12 protein-coding genes are annotated in these 20,422 nt (G+C 72.9%); 5 read left to right on the top strand and 7 right to left on the bottom strand.

Annotated elements, in window-relative coordinates:
* Nucleotides 1-10: 10 nt before the first annotated feature.
* The 4 genes from ACWCQS_RS14455 to ACWCQS_RS14440 all read right to left on the bottom strand — a co-directional run bounded on the left by ACWCQS_RS14455 (nt 11) and on the right by ACWCQS_RS14440 (nt 4,965).
* Nucleotides 11-1,336 (bottom strand): PrsW family intramembrane metalloprotease, encoded by a 1,326-nt coding sequence (locus ACWCQS_RS14455; protein WP_451004750.1) that lies wholly within the window; start codon nt 1,334-1,336, stop codon nt 11-13.
* Nucleotides 1,337-1,378: 42 nt separating this feature from the next.
* Nucleotides 1,379-2,203, bottom strand: coding sequence for a tRNA (guanosine(46)-N7)-methyltransferase TrmB (trmB, locus tag ACWCQS_RS14450; protein ID WP_451004749.1), 825 nt, complete (start codon nt 2,201-2,203; stop codon nt 1,379-1,381).
* Between the two features lie 57 nt (nt 2,204-2,260).
* Nucleotides 2,261-3,478, bottom strand: a complete 1,218-nt coding sequence (lhgO, locus tag ACWCQS_RS14445) for an L-2-hydroxyglutarate oxidase (RefSeq protein ID WP_451004748.1) — start codon at nt 3,476-3,478, stop codon at nt 2,261-2,263.
* Nucleotides 3,479-3,540: 62 nt separating this feature from the next.
* A complete protein-coding gene (locus ACWCQS_RS14440) occupies nt 3,541-4,965 on the bottom strand; it encodes an MFS transporter (RefSeq protein WP_388622368.1) in 1,425 nt (474 codons plus the stop codon).
* 668 nt (nt 4,966-5,633) lie between these two features.
* On the opposite strand from ACWCQS_RS14440, the gene ACWCQS_RS14435 reads away from it, so the two are divergent.
* The gene (locus tag ACWCQS_RS14435) at nt 5,634-7,709 is read left to right on the top strand and encodes an asparagine synthase-related protein (protein ID WP_451004747.1); all 2,076 of its coding nucleotides are present in this window, start codon (nt 5,634-5,636) and stop codon (nt 7,707-7,709) included.
* A gap of 225 nt (nt 7,710-7,934) precedes the next feature.
* Nucleotides 7,935-11,282, top strand: coding sequence for a BTAD domain-containing putative transcriptional regulator (locus ACWCQS_RS14430; RefSeq protein ID WP_451004746.1), 3,348 nt, complete (start codon nt 7,935-7,937; stop codon nt 11,280-11,282).
* A 31-nt stretch (nt 11,283-11,313) separates the two neighbouring features.
* On the opposite strand, the gene ACWCQS_RS14425 is transcribed toward ACWCQS_RS14430, so the two are convergent.
* A complete protein-coding gene (locus tag ACWCQS_RS14425; protein WP_451004745.1) occupies nt 11,314-13,197 on the bottom strand; it encodes a sigma-70 family RNA polymerase sigma factor in 1,884 nt (627 codons plus the stop codon).
* 333 nt (nt 13,198-13,530) lie between these two features.
* Entirely contained in the window at nt 13,531-14,307 is a 777-nt protein-coding gene (locus ACWCQS_RS14420) for a TetR/AcrR family transcriptional regulator (RefSeq protein ID WP_451004744.1), read from the bottom strand.
* Nucleotides 14,308-14,682: 375 nt separating this feature from the next.
* Here ACWCQS_RS14420 and ACWCQS_RS14415 point away from each other — a divergent pair, with 375 nt between their 5' ends.
* Nucleotides 14,683-16,062 (top strand): NAD(P)/FAD-dependent oxidoreductase, encoded by a 1,380-nt coding sequence (locus ACWCQS_RS14415; RefSeq protein WP_451004743.1) that lies wholly within the window; start codon nt 14,683-14,685, stop codon nt 16,060-16,062.
* Nucleotides 16,063-16,193: 131 nt separating this feature from the next.
* Nucleotides 16,194-17,840 (top strand): ATP-binding SpoIIE family protein phosphatase, encoded by a 1,647-nt coding sequence (locus tag ACWCQS_RS14410; RefSeq protein WP_451004742.1) that lies wholly within the window; start codon nt 16,194-16,196, stop codon nt 17,838-17,840.
* 155 nt (nt 17,841-17,995) lie between these two features.
* On the opposite strand, the gene ACWCQS_RS14405 is transcribed toward ACWCQS_RS14410, so the two are convergent.
* On the bottom strand, nt 17,996-19,255 hold the full coding sequence (locus ACWCQS_RS14405; protein ID WP_451005070.1) for an MFS transporter: 1,260 nt from the start codon (nt 19,253-19,255) through the stop codon (nt 17,996-17,998).
* A gap of 134 nt (nt 19,256-19,389) precedes the next feature.
* Between ACWCQS_RS14405 and ACWCQS_RS14400 the strand changes: the two genes are divergently transcribed.
* Entirely contained in the window at nt 19,390-19,941 is a 552-nt protein-coding gene (locus tag ACWCQS_RS14400) for a MarR family winged helix-turn-helix transcriptional regulator (RefSeq protein ID WP_451004741.1), read from the top strand.
* The last annotated feature ends 481 nt before the right edge of the window (nt 19,942-20,422 follow it).

Genomic DNA, 20,422 nt, shown 5'->3' with positions numbered 1-20,422 from the left:
ACCCGACCGGCTAGTACTGGTACGGGTTGTAAGCGGAGTAGGGCACCGCCGGATAGCCGTAACCCGGCCAATACGCCGTAGGCGCCGGCACGGGCGCCGCGTACATCGGCCGAACCTGCGGAGCAACTCGCGCGGCGTACTCCAACGCCGGCCGGGCCACTTCCCTCCGCTGCCACAGCTCGTCCAGCAGCTCCCGCTCCCGTACGACGAAGTCGGCCCCTGCCTTCCCCTTCCGGCCCCGGTGCCGCAGGAAGGCGAGCGAGGTGGCGTACGCCTCGTACTGGGCCACCGCCCGCGCCGCCGGCCGGCCACCGTGGTGCCGGGCGTAGTCACGGGCCGTCCGCCGCGCCCGCATCGACCCGAGCGCGAGCGGCTCGGCCGGCCCCAGCCACCCGGCCAGCACATACGCCGGCAGCTCCTCCCGGACGGTCCGCAGCTCCCGCTGCCGGGTCCAGATCGCGAGCCAGGTCAGCAGCCCGAACACGGGCACCATGAATCCGCCGTAGACGGCAAAGAACCCGAACTCGCCGAAGGTGGAGGAGCCGTTCCAGAAGGCGTGCATGCTCATCGCGAGCAGCAGACCGCCGAGCGGCAGCAGCACCCGCCGGGCGCGCTGCCGCTCGGCGGAGAACGCGGCGAAGCCGAAACCGAGGCCGGTGAGGGTGGTGAACAGGGGGTGCGCGAACGGGGACATCACGATGCGCACGAAGAAGGTGGCGGCGGTGACGGAGGCGATACCGGGGCCGCCACTGACCTGGTCGGCGCCGAAGGCCGTACCCAGGTAGAGGATGTTCTCGGTGAACGCGAACCCGGTGGCGGTGATGCCCGCTATCACCACCCCGTCGACGACCCCGGTGAAGTCACGTCTGCGGAAGAGAAAGACGAGCAGGACGGCGGCGGCCTTGGCGGACTCCTCCACGATGGGCGCGATCACGGTGGCGCCCAGGGTGTCGGCACCGGCCGGGTCGGCGGTGGCGGTGGCTATCCACTTGGTCGCGAAGCTGTTGGCGACGATGGCTATCAGCGCCGCCGCGCACGCTCCCCAGGCGAAGGCGAAGACCAGGTTCCGCCAGGGCCCCGGCTCCACCCGGTCCAGCCACCGGAAGGCGGCTGTCAGCCAGGGCACGGGCAGCACGGCGAGACCGAGCCCGACGAGGAACCCCTCGGTGCCGGTCTGCCTGCGTACCAGCGCGAGGATGACGAGACCGGACAGCGCGAGCAGTGTGATCAGTGCTCCGTACCGCACCCACCTGCGCTGCCACCAGTGCGGATGGCGGAGCAGCACGGGGCCGTGGGGGCCTGGGGGATACGTCGGAAACGGAGGACTGGTGGCCACGGCATCGACCCTAACGGTGTCGGGACGCGGGGCTGGAGCGGTTTACCGGCCCTGATGCGGTACGCGACGGAAGAGCAGATCGTTCACCACATGTCCCTTGTCCAGTCCCTGCCCCTCGAAACGGGTCAGCGGCCGGAACTCGGGGCGCGTGGCGAAACCGCCGTCCGCCTGCGTGTTCTCGAAGTCGGGATGGGCGCTGAGCACCTCGAGCATCTGCTCGGCGTACGGCTCCCAGTCGGTCGCGCAGTGCACGATCGCTCCGGGCTTCAGCCGGGTCGCGGCGAGGGTCAGGAACTCGGGCTGGATGAGCCGCCGCTTGTGGTGCCGCTTCTTGGGCCAGGGGTCCGGGAAGTAGACCCGCAGCCCGTCGAGCGAGTCGGGGGTGAGCATCTCGCGGAGCAGGATGATCGCGTCGCCGTTGCCCACGCGGACGTGGGACAGCCCGTTCCGGTCGGCGAGAGCCAGCAGATTGCCCTGGCCCGGGGTATGCACGTCGACGGCGAGGATGTTGGTCTCCGGGTCGGCGGCGGCCATCTGCGCGGTGGCCTCGCCCATCCCGAACCCGATCTCCAGGACGACGGGCCGGTCGTTCCCGAACAGCTCGCCGAGGTCGATGATCTGCTGCCCGTCGATGTCCAGGCCCCACTTGGGCCACAGCCGCTGCAGGGCGTCCGCCTGCCCGGCGGTCACCCGGCTGCGCCGCGGCTGAAAACTCCGGATCCGCCGCTCGAAGTGCGACCCGGCGGGATCGGCCTTGGGACCGTCCGGAAAGCGTGGCTCCCCCTTGGCCCGGGTGTGCCGGACGGACACGCCGGGGATGTGGGTGGCCGGCGAGGGGGCTTCGGGGGCGTTGAGGAAGTCAGACACAGTAGGACAGATTTTACGGCCCGGCACTGACGAACGGACCGGCGCCCGGGACGGCCGCTACAGCGAACCGAGCATGTCCAGCACCCGGCGCCCCACTTCCCGCCCGATCGGCAGGGAAGCGGTCGCCGCGGGCGAGGGCGCGTTCAGTACATGCACGGCACGAGCCCCCTCCTTGATCAAGAAGTCGTCCACCAGTGTCCCGTCCCGCAGCACCGCCTGCGCCCGCACCCCGGCAGGGGCCCGCACCAGGTCGTCCGACTCCGCTCCGGGCAGCAGTCTGCGCACCGCTTCCAGGAACGCCGCCTTCGACAGCGAGCGGTGCAGCTCCCCCGCGCCGTATCTCCAGTGCCGCCGGGCGATCGCCCACGACCCCGGCCACGCCATGGTCCCGGCCAGCTCCCGGGGGCGTACGACCCCCCAGCCGTACCCCTCCCGGGCCAGTGCCGGCACCGCGTTGGGGCCGACGTGCACGCCTCCGTCGATGCCCCGGGTCAGATGGACCCCGAGGAAGGGGAAGGCCGGATCGGGCACCGGATACACCAGCCCGCGCACCAGCTCCGGCCGCGCCAGCTCGTAGTACTCCCCGCGGAACGGCACGATCCGCACCTCGGGCTCGTCCCCGGTCAGCCGCGCCAGCTCGTCGCAGTACAGCCCGGCGCAGTTCACCAGCACGCGCGCGCGTACGACGTCTCCCCCCGAGGTGAGCACGGCCACGCCCCGCTCCGGCCGCCGGTCCACCCGTACGACCCGCGCCCCGTACCGGATCTCCGCGCCCGAGCCCCGCGCCAGCTGCCGGGCGACCCCCACGAAGTCGCACACCCCGGTGGTGCCGACGTGTATCGCCGCCAGCCCGCGCACCTCGGGCTCGTACTCACCGATCTGGGCGGACCCCAGCTCCCGCACCGGAATGCCGTTCTCCCGGCCGCGCTGCACGAGCGCGTGCAGCCGGGGCAGCTCCTCCCGGTCCGTGGCGACGATCAGCTTGCCGGTGACGGCGTGCGCGATGCCGTACTCGGCGCAGAACTTCACCATCTCGGCGGCGCCCCGCACCGCGTACCTCGCCTTGAGGGAGCCCGGCCGGTAGTAGATCCCGCTGTGGATGACCCCGCTGTTGCGCCCCGTCTGGTGCCGGGCCGGCCCGGGCTCCTTCTCCAGCACGGTGACCGCCGTACCCGGCGCGGCCCGCGTGATCGCGTACGCCGTGGACAGCCCGACGATCCCCCCGCCGACCACGAGCACATCACAGTCGTATGCCCCGACCGGCACCTGCACCACCTCCCACCTCGATAGTGCACTGCGCCACTGACAACGCCTTCAAACGCGGCCGGTGCGGGTTCTCAGGCCGGGGCCATCAGCAGCGGCCGAGCCCGCTCCCGCAGCTCCACCACCCTCGGCTCGTCCCCGTACGGCTCCAGCCGGTGCAGGAGGTCCTTCACATACTCGGTCGTGCGCGCCGACGAGATCCGACCGGCCACCTCCACGGCCCGCACTCCCTGCTCGCAGGCGGCGTCGAGGTTCCCGGACTCCAGCTCGGCGACGGCCGAGACGACCAGCCGCAGCCCGTGCGACCGCACGAACTCCTCGGTCGGCTTGGACAGGGCCTGTTCCGTGAACCTCCGCACCTGCCGCGGGGCCTTCAGATCCCGGTAGCACTCGGCCGCATCAGCGGCGAAACGGTCATATCCATAGAAACCAAGCCAAGAAGGATCGTTGTCGCCCTCCCGCGACCGCTCCAGCCAACCCTCCGCCGCCTTCAACGCCGCACCCGCCGCCTGCGCATCCCCCGCACGCGCGTGTGCCCGCGCCTCCACCAGCCGGAAGAAACTCATCGTGCGCGCGGTCGCCAGCCCGCGGTTGCGCTCCAGCGCGGCCTGCGCCAGATCGACCCCCTCGTCACCGAAGCCGCGATAAGTCGCCTGAAGCGACATGGAGGCCAGGACATAGCCCCCCAGCGGGACGTCCGCCGCCGCGCGCGCGAGCCGCAGCGCCTGGATGTAGTACCGCTGCGCGGCCTCCTGCTGACCGGTGTCGAAGGCCATCCATCCGGCGAGCCGGGTGAGTTCGGCGGACGCCCCGAAGAGCGCGCGGCCCACTTCGTCGGAGTAGGCGCCGAGCAGCAGGGGCGCCGCCTCCACCCGCAGGCACTCCGGCACCATCGAGGAACGCCAGTCCCCGCCTCCGTACTTGGAGTCCCAGCGCCGGGCGTCCTCGGCGGCCTCCCGCAGCTTCTGCACATCGCTGTGGCCGACTTTGATCGGTGCGCCGGAGCCCTCGGCAGAGCCCGCCTCCCGCGCGACCGAGCTGTCGGCGGGGGTTATCAGCCAGCGTGAGGCGGGCGTTGCGTATGCGCTCACTGCGAACGATCCGGCGAGCGACTGCCAGATGCCGCCGGAGCCGGCCCGGCGCCCGGCGAGGTCGAGACGGTACAGCTCCGTCGCCGACTTCACCGCCTGTCCGACGTCTCTGGGGAAGGCGAGGCCCACTTCGGGCGCCGGATCCGCGTCCGCCAGGCCGATCTCGTGGAGCGGCACCGGGCGGCCGAGCTTCTGGCCGATGGCGGCCGCGATGAGGTGCGGCGCCGCGCCCTGCGGCACCATCCCCTTCGACACCCAGCGCGCCACGGAGGTCTTGTCGTAACGAAGAGTCAACCCGCGTTGCGCCCCAAGGTCGTTGACGCGCCTGGCGAGTCCTGCGTTGCTGATTCCCGCGAGGGCGAGAACGGCGCCGAGCTTTTCGTTCGGCCCGCGTTGCTCCCTGGACATGCGCCACCCCTCGACACAGACGGCTGCCGCGCTGGCATAACCATGCGGCATTCGTAAACCCAGCGTAGTTCGCCGCATCCCAAGCGTTAAGGGGCATTGTTCCGGATGGCGGGATTGTGGTCCGTACGGAAGTGCGGTCCTGTACGCACCGTGCACGGCCCGTCGCCTCGTGCCCCCGCCCGTGTGGCCGTGCGCCCGTCCGTGCGCTCTTCTCCGGCCACCGGGGGAGCGGTTCCATGGCTCTTGCGTGGGTCGGCCCGCTGTACTGGATCCAGTGGGCTGGGGGACACCGCCACCTTCATCCCCGCGGGTGGCGGACCGGTCCGGGAGGCGCTGCCCGCCTCCCGGACTGTGCGCATGTCCGCGCCGCCGCGCTTTCCGCAGGCCTGTACGGAGCGTGCTCAAACCCGGCTTCGCTCAGCGTATTTGGCTGAAAATCGCCCCCACCTGTCGCGCTTGACATGTGCTCCGACCATGCAACTTGAGGGCGTGAAGGGTGTTTTGGGGGAGCGTACAGGGGGCGCATTCGAGTCGCACCGCCCGCAGGCCCGCCAAGCATTTCCCTCGATCGAAGCCGGTGCCGCTGACCTTCCACCACGCGCCTCTCATGGCAGCATGGGGATCCGGTTCGTACGGTGCACTGTTGTCCACAGCCGGTGGAGGCGTCGATGCGGTGGTTGGTGGGTTGGAGCAGCACCGCCGCGGGTATCGCCGGGATCGGTTCCGCGGGCGCCACCGGTTACGACGGCGAGACCCTGCACCCGGTCGGCTCCCAACTCCTGTGGGGCGACCCGGATCCGCTGTGGGCCGTCGGCGACTGGCGCCCGGACGAGGTGCGCGTGGTGAAGGCCGACGCGGACAACCGCATCGCGGTCCTCGGCATCTGCGGCGCCTCCGACGAGGAGCTGCGGCGCGGCCTGTTCACCGCGCGCGGGGGCGCACTGCGCCATCTGACCGCGTGGCCCGGCAGCTACACGGCCGTCGTCAAGGTGGGCCGCCGCATCACCGTCTGCGGCGATCTCGCGGGCGCCCGCCCGGTGTTCCACACCCCCTGGGCCGGCGGCACCGCCTACGCCACCGCCGCGCTGCCCCTCGCCGACCTCATCGAGGCCAACCTCGACTTCGGCCACCTGGCCGCCCTGCTCGCCGCCCCGGACGTACCGGCGGCGCTGCGCGACACCACCCCGTACGAGGGCGTACGGCGCGTTCCGCCGGGACACGCGCTCGTGCTGCGCGCGGGGGCGCGCGAGATCGCCGGGTACGAGCCGGTCGCCTCCCTCGCCGTGGCCGCGGCCCCGGCCGACCCCGACCGCGCCGTGGACGCCGTACGGGACGCCCTGGTGGAGGCGGTACGCGCGCGGTTGGCGGCCCCGCGGCACGTGCCCGACCTCGACCCCGGCCCGGTCCCCGGCATGGGCCCGGCCGAGCGGCGGGCCCGGCGCGGGATGCCCGTGCCCGGCATCGGCGCCGACCTCTCCGGCGGCCCCGCCTCCGGTACCCTCGCGCTCCTTGCCGCAGGCCTGCCCGGCAGACCCGGCACGCTGCTGGGCCACGGCACGGGCGCGGGCGAGCGGCTCCTCGCCGTCACCTTCAACGACCTGGCCGTGGGCGGCCGCGAGGCCGAACTGGAGCGCGCCGGCGCGCTGGCCGCCAATCCGCGCCTGCACCACGTCGTCGTGACCGGCGCCGAGGAGACCCTGCCCTACGCTGAGCTCGACGGCCCCCTCACCGACGAACCCGGCCCCTCGCTGGTCACCGCCGCCCGGCACCGCGCCCGCCTCGCCGCCGGCAGCGCCGACCACTTCACCGGCCACGGCGCCCGCCAGGTCCTGGACGCCCACCCCGCCCGCCTGGCCGATCTCCTGATGGACCGCAAACGGCGCCACCTCGTCCGGCCCGTCGCCGCGCTCGCCAAGGCCGACGGCTCGGTGATGGTCCCCGCGCGCGTGTACGGCGCCGCCCGACGGCTCGCCCGCACGCCCTACCGGGCCGGCCTGGAGGTGCTGGCCGAGCGGCTGATGCGGCGCCGCTTCGACGAGCCCGGGGGAGCGGTCGGCGCGTCCCTCGCCGCGCTGACCTGGGCCAGACCCGGGCCGGCGGCCCGCTGGCTGACCGGGGAGGCCCTGGCCGAAGTATCGGTTCTGCTGCAGGCGGAGGCCGACCGCTCGGCAACCGGCGCCCAGCGCCCCGGCGAGTACCGCGCGCGTGCCGCCCTCGCCCGCCACGCCGCCGACCTGCGCGTCCTGGAACAGGCCGCCGAGATCCGCTCCCAGCGCCTGCACGCGCCGTTCCTCGACAACCAGGTCGTCCGCGCCTGCCGCGCCCTCCCCGAAGCCCTGCGCGTCCAACCGGGCGCCCGCTCCTCGATCCTCCGTACGGTCCTGGAGGGCGCCGGCGTCACCGACCTCCCGCCCGGCTGGGGCGCTCCCTCCCACGCCTCCTCGGCGGCGGCCGCACGCGCGGGCCTGCGCGTGGCGGCCGACCCCCTCCAGGACCTCTTCGCCACCCCTCTCCTGGCCGACGCCGGCCTGGTGGAGGCCCGCGTCATCCGCACGGCCCTGCGCGACGCCGCCGCCGGCGACACCCTCCCCCTCGACGGCCTCGCCGACCTCGTCTCCCTCGAACTCTGGCTCCACCGCCTGCTCTCCCGCCGGGGCACATGCTGGACGGGAACACCGGCACGCGCGCGTGCGGTGCCCTCCGGGATCCAGCCGAGAAGGGGCGCCCTGGCCTCCGGCGCGTGACGGCTGGGGGCGCTGCCCCTGCCCTGCCGGGGGCTGTCGCCCCAGGCCCCTGTACGGGGTGGCTCCCGCCGTACGCCGCCGCGGCCGGTGGGGGCCGGTCGCGCCGTTCCCCGCGCCCCTCACGGGGCGCCCCTGCCGCCGTAGCCTGCGGGCAGCCGTGCCGCCGGCGCGGCAAGGGTGGGAAACCCCCGTGCCTCACCCCGAGCCCCCCGCGACAATGTCCAGGTGCGGTACAGAATCCTGGGCGTGGCCCAAGCAGCGGACGAACAGGGCACCCTCGTACCCATCGGCGGCCCACGCCTCCGCACACTGCTCACCGCCCTGGCCCTCCGCCCCGCCCGCACCACCACCCCCGAAACCCTCATCGACGAGATCTGGGCCGGCGACCACCCGAGCGACGCCCCCGCCGCCCTCCAGGCCCTCGTCGGCCGCCTCCGCCGCACCCTCGGCCGACACACCATCGCCTCCACCCCGGGCGGCTACCGCCTGGAAGCGACGGAGGACGACGTGGACCTGTACGTCTTCGAACGCCTCGTCGACGCCGGCACCAAGGCCCTCGCCACCGGTGACCCGGCCACCGCGCACCGCACCCTCACCGACGCCCTCGCCCTCTGGCACGGCCCCGCCCTCGCCGACCTCCCCGACCGCACCGCCGCCACCCGCCCGGAGGCCCTGCGCCTGGCGGCCACCCGCGCCCGGGCCGCCGCCGCCCTCGACCTCGGCCGCGCCCCGGACGTCGTACCGGAGCTGACGGAACTCACCACGGCCCACCCGCTGGACGAGCCCCTGCACGCCCTGCTCATCCGCGCCCTGCGCGACACCGGCCGCCCCGCCGCCGCCCTCGCCGCGTACGAGTCCGCCCGACGCACCCTCGCCGACACCCTCGGCACCGACCCGGGCCGGGAACTCCAAGCCCTGCACGCGTCGTTGCTCAGGCAGCAGGAACCACAGTCACGGCCGCAGCCATCGAAGTCACCGAACCCACCGATGCCGCCGACCCCCGCTCAACCGCCCGAGCGGACCGGCAATCTCCGCCCCCGTCTGACGTCCTTCGTCGGGCGGGAACCAGAACTCGAGGCCATTCGTTCCGACTTGCACAGGGACCGCCTGGTCACGCTCACCGGGCCGGGCGGCTCGGGAAAGACCCGCCTCGCCGAGGAGGCCGCCGCAGGGCTCCCCCAGGCATGGCTGGTCGAGCTGGCCCCGCTCGACCATCCGGAGGCGGTGCCCGGCGCGGTGGTCAGCGCGCTCGGTCTGCGCGAGACCGTGCTGCTGACGAACGAGCTGGCGCCCCCCCAGGCCGACCCCGTCGCCCTGCTGATCGAGTACTGCGCCCCGCGCAGCCAACTCCTGATCCTTGACAACTGCGAACACGTCATTGGCGCGGCCGCCGCCCTCGCCGAGACCCTCCTCACCCACTGCCCGGGGCTCACGGTCCTCGCGACCAGCCGTGAACCCCTCGGCGTCCCCGGTGAGTCGGTGCGCCCGGTCGAGCCCCTCGTCCCGGAGCAGGCGCACCGCCTGTTCGCCGAGCGCGCGAAGGCCGTCCGTCCCGACGCCGAAGCGGTGCTCGCCGACACCGGGGCCGTGGCGGAGATCTGCTGCCGCCTGGACGGGCTGCCGCTCGCCATCGAGCTGGCCGCGGCCCGGCTCAGGCTGCTGACCCCGCGGCAGATCGCCGACCGGCTCGACGACCGCTTCCGCCTGCTCACCTCCGGAAGCCGCACGGTCCTGCCCCGCCAGCAGACCCTGCGTGCGGTCGTCGACTGGTCCTGGGACCTGCTGGACGAACGCGAGCGCACGGTGCTGCGCGAGGTGTCGGTGTTCGCCGGCGGCTGGGACCTCGCGGCGGCCGAGGCCGTGTGCACCGGGCCGGCGGCCGACCTGATCGGCGCCCTCGTCGACAAGTCCCTCGTCGTGGCCGCGCCCAGCGGTCCCGACGGCTCCGGCGGCATGCGCTACCGCATGCTGGAGACCATCCACGAGTACGCCACCGAGCGCGCGACGGAGGTCCCCGGACTGCGCGCCGCCGCCGAGCGCCGGCATCGCGCGTGGGTGCGGGCGCTGGTGGAGGAGGCCGAGCCGCGCCTGCGCTCGGGGGACCAACTGCCCTGGATCTCCCGCCTGGAGACCGAGCTGGACAACATCCGGGCCGCCCTGGACCGCTCCGTGCGCGCCGGGGACGAGCCGGAGGCGGCCGCGATTGTCCTGGCCATCTGCTGGTTCTGGTGGCTCCGCAACCACCGCCAGGAAGCGATCGCCTGGGTCCGTCTGGTCCTCCGCCTGGGCGTGGTCCTGGACACCCTGGCGAGCCCGGCGACTCCGGAACCCCTCGGTGCCGCCCCCGACCTGATGTCCCTGACGGAGTCGGCCGACCCCGTGGGCGGCTTCCTCGCCGTGCCCGACGGCGAGGCCGGGCATCCGCTGCGGGAACTGCGGATGGACGTGCGGATGCTCGACCTGTTCCTGACCTCAGAGTCGAGCACCGAGCACCTCGCGGCCGACCCGCGCGCCCCGGAGTACATCGCGCGCGTCCGTGCCGCCTACGAGCACGGCGGGCCGCAGGCCGCCCGGCTCCCGGGCATCGTGTGGCCGATGACCGCCTACTACCTGGGCGGCCCGGCGGACATCGGCCCGGACATGGCCGCAGCCGTGGCCAACTGCCGGGCGTACGGCGGCGACTGGGAGATCGGCGTCTCCCTGATGTTCCGCACCCATGTGATCGTCGACTCCCCGGGCAACCTGCGCGGCGTGGACGAGGACCTGGCCGAGCTGCGGACGCTCAGCCGGCGCGTCGGGGACCGCTGGATGCGGGCCCAGGTGTGCAGCGCGGCCGGCGAGGCGGCCATGGCCCGCGGCAGGTTCGCCGAGGCACGCGGTGAGTACGAGGAAGCACTGCGCCTGGCCTACGAGGTGGGGGCCTACGCCGAGTCGCCGTTCCTGCTCGCCCGCCTCGCCGAGATCTCCTACCGCTCCGGCGACCCGAAGACCGCGCTGGCCGCCCTGGAGGAGGCGGGAGCGGCCGCCGACCGGTACGCGGTGTCGGAGGCGCGTGCCTTCGTGCTGCTGCTGCTCGCCCATATCGCTCTGTACGACGGGCAGCCCGCCCGTGCCCGCGAGCTGTACGAGGAGACCCGCGCCACGGCCCGCGGCGGCACCCCGCCACCGCAGTTCGAGGCGGCCCTGCGCAGCGTCGAGGCGCTCCTCGCCGCCGACGAGTCGGGCCCCGCGCACGGGCTGCCGCTCATCACCGAGGCGCTCCGCGTGGCCGTGGCCCAGCGGTGCGCCGAGTCGATCACGGCGGGGCTGGTGGACATCGCGGCCGGATTGCGGGCCCGATGCGGCGATCTGGCTGGCGCGGTCCGGCTGTTCGCCGCCGCGGACCACTGGCGCGACGGCAATCCGCGTCCCGAGCCGGAGTGCAGCGAGGCCGCCCGGGTGCAGGCCGAAGCCCGCGCAGCCCTGCCGCCCGAGCGGTACGCGGCCGAGCGCGCCCGGGGCGCGTCCCTGGGCGTGGCCGACGTACTGCGGGAGCTCGGCGCGGCGGAGCCGGCCGTCGAGCACGGCCGGTGACGACCACCGCCGTCCTCCCGGCCCCTCCGGCCTACCGGCAGGTGAGCCGGGACTCCGCCCAGTCCGCGAGCGCCGCCTGGTCGAAGACGTTGCTGTGCGGCCGTACGACGAGCCGTACGACCCCGCGCCCGGTGAGGTCCACATGGACGGGCACGGCCTGGTCGCGCCCCTTGACCATCCCCGACTGCCACAGCCGGACCCCGTCCGCCCAGACGGAGAAGGACACCTTGCCGAGGCCGAGCGTCATGTCGTCGACGCCGGCCAGTGCGTCGTAGGCGGTGCACTGCCGGTTGAGGGCGATAGTGACGGAGGACTCGCCGTGCACGGTCACCCCGCGCGCGTACTGCTCGCCGTCGATCGACATGCCGTGGCGCTGCCACACCCAACTGCTCTCGGCGAGCCGGATCTCGGGCTTGGTGCCGTCACCGTCGACGTCGTAGGCGAGATCGCTCAGCTCGTAGACGGTGGGCGTCGGCGGCGGAGGGGGCGTCGGCTTGGGCGTGGGTTTGGGCGCGGGTTTGGGAGTGGGCGTCGGTGGTGGGCTGGGCTTGGGCGTCGGCTTGGGCGTGGGTTTCGGAGTGGGCGTCGGCGGCGGAGGGGGCGTCGGCTCGTGGGCGAGCACCACCGGCGCCGGCGAGGGCTGCTTCTTCGACGGGCTTGGCTTCGGCGCCGGAGGCCGTACGACAGGCGCGGACGGCGACGGCTTGGCGACGTCCTTTGCCGGCGGACGGCTGTCGTTCACCAGGGCCAGTGCCACCGCGGCGGCGGCCACCGCGACCACACCGGCCGCGATCCCCGCCTTCACCGGTGCCCCGACCGCCTCCGGGGCCGCGGCACCGCCCGCACCACCGGCCCCGCCGGACGACGACCCGGTGGCCGCCGCGGCGGCACCCGCCGCCCCCGCCCCGGCGTTCCCGGCGATGATGCCGAGCGCCTTGGCGTACCCGGCGGCCCCGAACCAGCCGATGACCGCGACCGGGACGACGCCGGGGATACCGCCGGCGACCTCTTCGATCTGCGCGGCCGCCAGCCGGCACTTGGCGCATTCCTCCAGGTGCTTGCGCAGGCCACGTTCGGCACGGATGCGCAGTTTTCGGCGGGCGTAGCCGCCGAGCTGGTCGGCGTAGCGGGCACACTCCTGGTCACCGGCGAGGGAGGCGCTGACGTGGGCCTGGAGGTAGGCCTGCTTCAGTCCCTCGCGGGCGCGGCTCGCCAGCACGCGGGTGCCGTTGGCGTCCAGCCCGAACAGCACGGCCACTTCGCTCGCGGACTCGTCCTCCACCTCGGTGTGCCACAGCACGGCCTGCCAGCGCTCGGGCAGCGAGCGGAAGGCCCGCATCGCCATGGACTGCTCGGCCTCGTGCATCGCGCGCACATCGGCGCCGGGGTCCAGCGTGCCGTCGTCGGACACCTCCGAGGCGCGCGAGGCCTGCTGGGCGAAGACGGCGAAGTCGTCCACGATCTGCTCGCGCCGGGCGGACTTGGCCCAGTGCGCGGCGACGCGCCGCACGGAGGTCAGCAGATAGGCCCGCACGGCGTGCCTGGGCCCGGATCCCCCGCGCACCGCCTGCAGCATCCGCGCGAAGACCTCCGCCGTCAGGTCGTCGGCGGTGTGCCCGTCCCGGCAGCAGGTGCGCGCATACCGCCGTACGGAGTCCGCATGCCGCCGATAGAGCTCCTCGTACGCGGAGTCGTCACCGCCGCGCATCCGCTCGATCAGCTCGCCGTCGTCGGACGGCATCTCCCGGGGCGGCGGCACGCTGCCCGCACGCTGGGCGGGCACGCTCTTCGCGTGTCGCCCGCCGGTGGAAGCCGGACGCCCGCCCTGATTCGGCACCTGGGGCGGGGTCGGGCCGGCGGCGGCCTCCGCGCCCGCGTCGTCGTCGCGTGACTCGTCCCACCCGTCAACGCCCATCGCGGAAAGCCCCCGACACCGGCCCAGCCCAACCCGTCACCGGCTCAGAGTGCCACATTGCCTCTTGTGCAAGGCCCCCAGGTACACGGCATCCACTCATCCGAGGGCCGTTGTCAGCACAGACTTACGGCCATCACTCGAACGAGGGACCGCGAAAGAGGGTGCTTTCGGCGAGGGGCGCCGAGGGGGCAGGCGGTCCGGCGGCTTGCCCAGGGGCGCGGGGAACTGCGCGATCGCCCCCCACGCACCATCAGCCCGAAGGCCACAGGGCCACCCACCCCGAACCGCCTGCAAGGCACCCACCCGCAGCCGCCGACGGCGGGGACGACCCCCCTACGCGGGACGCGACCGCAACCCCTCCAGCAGAATGTCCAGCAACCGCGCACTTGCCGCCGCCTGCTGCGCAGCATCCGGCAGGGACGGCGCCGCCGTGGCGATCACCAGCAGCACGTCCCCCACGGACACATCCGCCCGCAGCTCACCGGCCGCCCGAGCCCGCTCGACCAACTGCCCGACCACATCGAGCAACGCCCCGACCCCGCTGTCGTCGGCGGCGCCGGAGTCCTCCCCGGGCACCAGCCGAAGCTCACCGGCCGCCGGCTGCACCCGCTGCTGAGGCACCCGAGCCTCCTCGGCGGACGCCACGCCAGACCCACCCGACTCGGCCGAAGCGGCGGAGCCGACCCGCAGGACCTGCGGCGGCAGCAACCGCCCCGCCCCCGACGCCACGGACGTCCGCAGGAACCGGGACAGCGCCGACCACGGCTCGTCCTCCTGTCCGAGCGCGGCCCGCGCCTGCTCGGTCAGCCGCGCGGTCTCCTCCTCGGCTATCCGCCGGACCAGCACGTCCTTGCTGGGAAAGCGCCGGTACACCGTGCCGACACCCACCCGGGCCCGCCGGGCCACGTCCTCCATCGGCGCGCCGTACCCCGACTCGCCGAAGACCTCACGCGCCGCACGCAGCACGTGCTCCAGATTGCGCTGTGCGTCCACCCGCAGCGGGGCCGTACGCGACCCCTCCCCGCGTCCGTTGCCCACCGCCGCGCTCATTGCCCCGCCATTGGGTGCGATGGCTGCCGCGGATGACCAATGCGTGTCCTGAACATGCATGTGTTCCCCCGGTAATGACGTCTCCCCCCGGAGACTCCCCGCCTCTGATCCGAAGTGCGTGGAACTGACGTCGTTCTCGACCGGGTCCGCCCGTCGCGGCACCCGTTCGACCACATTCCCTACACCCCGTCGACACACGAACATAGTTGAGAGGGAGTCAATTCAGAAGGGGCAGGTTCCGCACAGTGCGCCCCTCGATCGGAGTACGGGTCTCGTACGTCCCGTTTCCTCACCTTCTCTCCCCCTCGCCCGGCCCCGCTGACCTGGCCCGTTTCATCCCGCCCCGACAGCGCGCCCGGCCCCGCGCACACCCGGCCGCCAGTCACACAAATTGCCGGGGCTGTGGACAAACAACAGCGCCGGGTGCGTCATGGGATGGTGAAGGAACGTGCGCGCATTCTGGTTGTCGGCGGCGGCTACGTCGGGATGTACACGGCGCTGCGTCTGCAGCGGAAGCTGAAGGGCGAGCTCAGGCGGGGGGACGTCGACATCACCGTCGTCACTCCCGACCCCTACATGACGTACCAGCCGTTCCTTCCCGAAGCGGCCGCGGGCTCGATCTCCCCCCGCCATGTCGTCGTACCGCTGCGCCGGGTCCTGGACCAGTGCCATGTCGTCGTCGGCGAGGTCACGTCCATCGACCACGCGGTGCGCACCGCCGTCGTCCACACGCTCGCCACCGCCGAGGAGGGAAAACCGGCCGAACTCCTCGGTTACGACGAGCTCGTGCTGGCCCCCGGCTCGATCTCCCGCACGCTGCCCATCCCCGGCCTCGCCGAGCACGGCATCGGCTTCAAGACCGTCGAAGAGGCCATCGGCCTGCGCAACCACGTGATCGAGCAGATGGACATCGCCTCCTCCACCCGCGACCCAGCGATCCGCGACGCCGCCCTCACCTTCGTCTTCGTCGGCGGCGGCTACGCGGGCGTGGAGGCGCTCGCCGAACTGGAGGACATGGCCCGCTACGCCGCGCGCTACTACCACAACGTCCGCCCCGAGGACATGAAGTGGATCCTCGTGGAGGCCTCCGACCGCATCCTCCCCGAGGTCGGCGAGGAGATGGGCCGCTACACCGTCACCCAGCTGCGCCGCCGCAACATCCAGGTGCTCCTCGAAACCCGGCTGGACTCCTGCGTCGACCGCGTCGCCGTCCTCAGCGACGGCCAGCGCTTCCCGACCCGTACGATCGTGTGGACCGCCGGCGTCAAGCCCAGCCCCCTGCTCGCCGCCACCGACCTGCCGCTCACCGCGCGCGGCCGGCTCAAGTGCACCGCCCAGCTGACCGTCGACGGCACGGAACACGCCTGGGCGGCCGGGGACGCGGCGGCCGTACCCGACGTCACCGCCGCCGAACCCGGCACCGAGACCGCCCCCAACGCCCAGCACGCCGTCCGCCAGGCCCGGACCCTGGGCGACAACATCGCCCACGCACTGCGCGGCGAGCCACTGGAGACGTACGCCCACAAGTACGTCGGCTCGGTCGCCTCCCTCGGCCTGCACAAGGGCGTCGCCCAGGTCTACGGGCGCAAGCTGAAGGGCTACCCTGCCTGGTTCATGCACCGCGTCTACCACCTCAGCAGGGTGCCCACCCTCAACCGAAAGGCCCGTGTTCTGGCGGAATGGACCCTCGCCGGGCTCTTCAAGAGGGAGATCGTCTCGCTCGGTTCGCTCGAACATCCGCGAGCGGAGTTCGAACTCGCCGCCGGTGGAAAGCCTCCTCACAGCCCCTCGGACGACCCGAAGGGGTCGTCCTGACCGGACCCAGGAACTCCCCGGCCCGCCCAGGCGTCTGACGGATGTCGCCGCGGCCCGCCCCCTGCCAGACTGCCCCACGTCCGCGGGCGGGCCACCCACCCGCCCTCAGCACCCACGAGGCTTCTTCCCAAGTGAACTTCACGCGCTGGAGCGCCCGGCTCCCCGGAACGCAGCGCCGCGCCGCCGCGCGGACCGAGACCCCGGTCTCCCCGGACCGGCGGGGGGAAGGCTCCGTGCCCGCGGCCCGCGCCGGACAGCCGATTGATGGCACGACCCCGGTACCCGCCGTCGACGAACTGCCCGCGCGCGACGTCCTCGACCGGGTCCCGGCCCTGGTCGCCCTCGTGCACGGCCCCGACCACCGCATCGCATACGTCAACGACGCCTATGTGGCGGCCTTCGGCGTACGGCCCATGGGCACGCCCGCCCGCGAGGCGCTGCCCGAACTCTCCGAACTGGGCCTGCTCCCGCTCCTCGACCAGGTGCTGCGCAGCGGCAAGCCCCGCACCCTGAAGTCCCGCAAGGCCGTGGACGGCCGCTCCTACACCTTCACCTGCACCCCGGTCGACGAGCACGGCGACCGCGACGGCGGCGTGCTCGTCTTCGCCACCGACGTCACCGACCACGCCGAGGCGGCGGAGCGGCTGCGCGCCAGCGAGCGCCGCCAGCGCGAGACGGCGGTGACCCTCCAGCGCTCCCTGCTCCCGCAGGAACTGGAACAACCCGACGACCTGCGCATCGCCGCCACCTACCAGCCCGGCGGCACCGAGGCCGCGGTCGGCGGCGACTGGTACGACGTGATCACCCTCGGCGGCGGCCGCACGGCCCTGGTGATCGGCGACGTGATGGGCCGGGGGGTGCGGGCAGCGGCGGTCATGGGCCAGTTGCGTACGGCCGTCCGGGCCTACGCCCGTCTGGACCTCCCCCCGCACGAGGTGCTGCAGCTGCTGGACGGCCTGGCCACCGAGATCGACGCCAACCAGATCGCCACCTGCGTCTACGCCGTCCACGACCCCAACGAGGGCAGGCTGGTCTACGCCTCGGCAGGCCATCTCCCGATCCTGGTCCGCGACGAGAACGGCACCGTCTCCCGCGCCGACGAGCCCACCGGCCCGCCGCTCGGCACCGGCGGCTGGGTGCACACCTCCGGCTCCATCGCCCTCGGCCCGGGCTCCACGGCCGTCCTCTACACCGACGGCCTGGTCGAACGCCGTGACGAAGACCTGGACGAGGGCATCGCGGCGCTCGAAGGCGCCCTCGCCGGCGCGACCGGCACCCCCCAGGTCGTCTGCGACCGCCTGGTCCGCTCGGCCGGCGTCACCGCCGACCACGACGACGACGTGGCCGTCCTCGTCCTCCAGCACCCCGCCCGTACGGGCCCCGACGGCGACCTCTTCCGCAACGCGGCCCTGGAACTCCTCGGCGGCGTCGAGGCGGCTCCGCGCGCCCGTGCGTTCGCCTCCGGCGTGCTGACGAGCTGGCGCTTCCCGGCCGAGCTGCACGATCTCGGTGTCCTCGCCGCGAGCGAGCTGGTCGCCAACTCGCTCCAGCACGGCACTCCGCCCATGCGCCTGCGGCTCCGCCGCACCGACCGCCGCCTGATCATCGAGGTGACGGACGGCGACGATCACCTCCCTCGCCGCCGCCGCGCCGAACCCGGTGACGAGTCCGGCCGGGGCATCGCCATCGTGGCGACCATCGCGTCGAACTGGGGCTGCCGCAGAACGCCTGGCGGCGGCAAGGCCGTCTGGTGCGAGTTCGTACTGCCGAAGAGCTAGGCGCCGTGGGGGTGGCTCGCGCAGTTGCCCGCGCCCCTTATGCGTAGCTGCGGGCAGTCGTGCCGCTGGGGCGGCACGGGTGGGCGCAGCGGCACCCTGCCGGCGCAGGCAAGCGACCCGATCCCCACCCAGGACCCGCACCGGGCGCCGCACGACTATGCGGCCAGGGACTCCGCAGGTGCTCCACCCCGGGCGACGACCCGGGTCCCACGGGCCAGCCAAGGCTGGTCCTGCACCGGCGTGAGCTGCCTGCCCAGCCGCAGTGCCAGCACGCTGATCCCCAACGAGAACAGCAGGAAGGTCACCACGTACGGCCCGTGGAGCTCGGCACCCAGCGGCCCGCCCACCGCCGGACCCACGGCCAGCGCCAACTGCTTGACCAGCGCAAACGCCGAGTTGTACTGCCCGGCCATCCCCTCCGGGGCAAGGTCGGCGACCAGCGGAGCGACCGTCGGCGACAGCATCGCCTCACCCAGCCCGAACAGCGCGTACGTCGAGACAAAGGCGGCCGTCGCCATCTCCTGGCTGCCGTGCCCCAGCCCCGCATACCCGGCGGCCAGCCAGGCCACGGCCCAGATCAGACCGACACCGGCGATGACCCGGGACCGCCGCCGGCGCTCCACGAACTTCAGCACGGCGAACTGGGCGACCACGATCATCAGTGTGTTCGCGGCCAGGGCCGTCCCCAGCGCGGAGGTGGATATCCCGGCGGCCTCGACGCCGTACGCGCTCAGCCCGGACTCGAACTGGCCGTAGCAGGCGAAGAACAGCACAAAGCCCAGCACACACAGCTGCACCATGGCCCGGTTCCCGAGCAGCCGCTTCCAGCTGCCCTTCGCCGACCGTGCCGGGGCGTCCTCGATCCGCGGCGAGTGCGGCATCCGCACGGTCGCCATCACCACGACCAGCAGCAGGAACATCGCCGCCTCGATCGCGAACAGCACCGTGAACGACGACACGCGCGTGGTGTCGACGAGATGACCGCCGATGAGGCCGCCTGTACCGAGCCCCAGGTTCTGCAGGAAGAACTGCATCGCGAACGCCCGCGACCGCGTGTCGGCCGTGGAGCAGTCCACGATCATCGTCGCCAGCGCCGGCTGCATCACGGCCTGACCGGCACCGAGCGCCGCGGCCGACAGCAGTACGGCGGTGGCGTTGCCCGCGAGGCCCAGGCTCAGCGCACCGAGCGCGGCGGTGACCAGGGCGGCGAGCAGGACCGGCAGCGGGCCGCGCCGCACGATCGCCCTGCCGGCGAACGGCAGCACGATCAGCGCGGCCACGGCGAAGACGGCGAGCACGAGTCCCGCCGTCATGGCTCCCAGACCCCGCACCTGCGCCACATAGACGTACAGGTACGGGACGGTGAAGCCGAGCCCGAACGCGCTGAGTGCGTTGCCCACGTGGATCCGGCGCATCGCTGCGCCCATCGCCCTGGTCACGTTCACCTCTCTCACTAGTTAAGCCTGAAGACTTCAAAGCTAAAGTTCGAAGCTAAAGACTACACACGGAAGGACTTCAACGCAAAGCACCCGCGTGCGATACTGCGCCCATGGCCGACACAGCCCCCGGCGTCACAGAGCCGACGCTCGAAGAGCAGATCGCCGCCTACCAGCGCGAGTTCCAGGACCTGGACCCCCAGGTCGAGAAGATCGTGTCGGCGCTGTCCCGGCTCAACCGCCGCATGAACGTCGCCTACGGCCGTCAGACCTCCGCCCTCGGCATCAGCAACGCCGAGTGGGAGGTGCTCAAGGAACTCGTCCTCTCCGGTGCTCCCTACCGCATGGGCCCCAGCGACCTCGCCAAGCGCCTCGGACTCACGCCGGCCGCGATGACCCACCGGATCGACCGCATGGTCGCCGAGGGACTCGTCACCCGGGAGCGCGACGAGTCCAACCGCGTCCGGGTGATCGTCGAGCTGACCCCCGAGGGCCGCGAGAAGTGGCTGGAAGTGATGCGCCTGGCCACCGTCTTCGAGGAGGACCTGCTCCAGGACCTCACCCCCGCGGAGCGCTCGGTGCTCGGCGAGGTCCTGACCAGGCTCCTACGCAGGGTGGAGCACGCCCAGCCGGACGCCGGCGGTCGGCTCAGCGACCTCGACTGAGACGGTCGTAAAAGATCTTGACAGAGGGGTGTTGACACCCCCCTGGTCGTTCCGTAAAGTTCTTCGGGTTGCCACAGAGCCGTAACGGTTCTCCGGCAGCACCTCAGCCGCCCCGAGCGGCACCTCACATCATCAGCACGATCTCCCGGACGGGTTGTTTTCGGCGTGCCCGAATTCAATTCGAATGGAAGCCCGGTGGCCCGATTGGGAATCGCCGAGCAGATCCGCTAAGGTTTGAGACGTCGGAACGGCCCAACGGCCGGGAAGACAAGCCCCCCTGACTGGGAGTCAGACGCCGAAAGGATCTGATAGAGTCGGAACCGCCGGAAAGGGAAACGCGAGAGCGGGAACCTGGAAAGCACCGAGGAAATCGGATCGAGAAAAGGTCTGATAGAGTCGGAAACACCGAAGGGAAGCGCCCGGAGGAAAGCCCGAGAGGGTGAGTACAAAGGAAGCGACCGTTCCTTGAGAACTCAACAGC

This window comes from Streptomyces sp. NPDC002076, assembly GCF_053593835.1.
The sequence above is the reverse complement of the archived record's forward strand: the minus strand, read 5'-3'. Positions and strand labels throughout refer to the sequence as shown.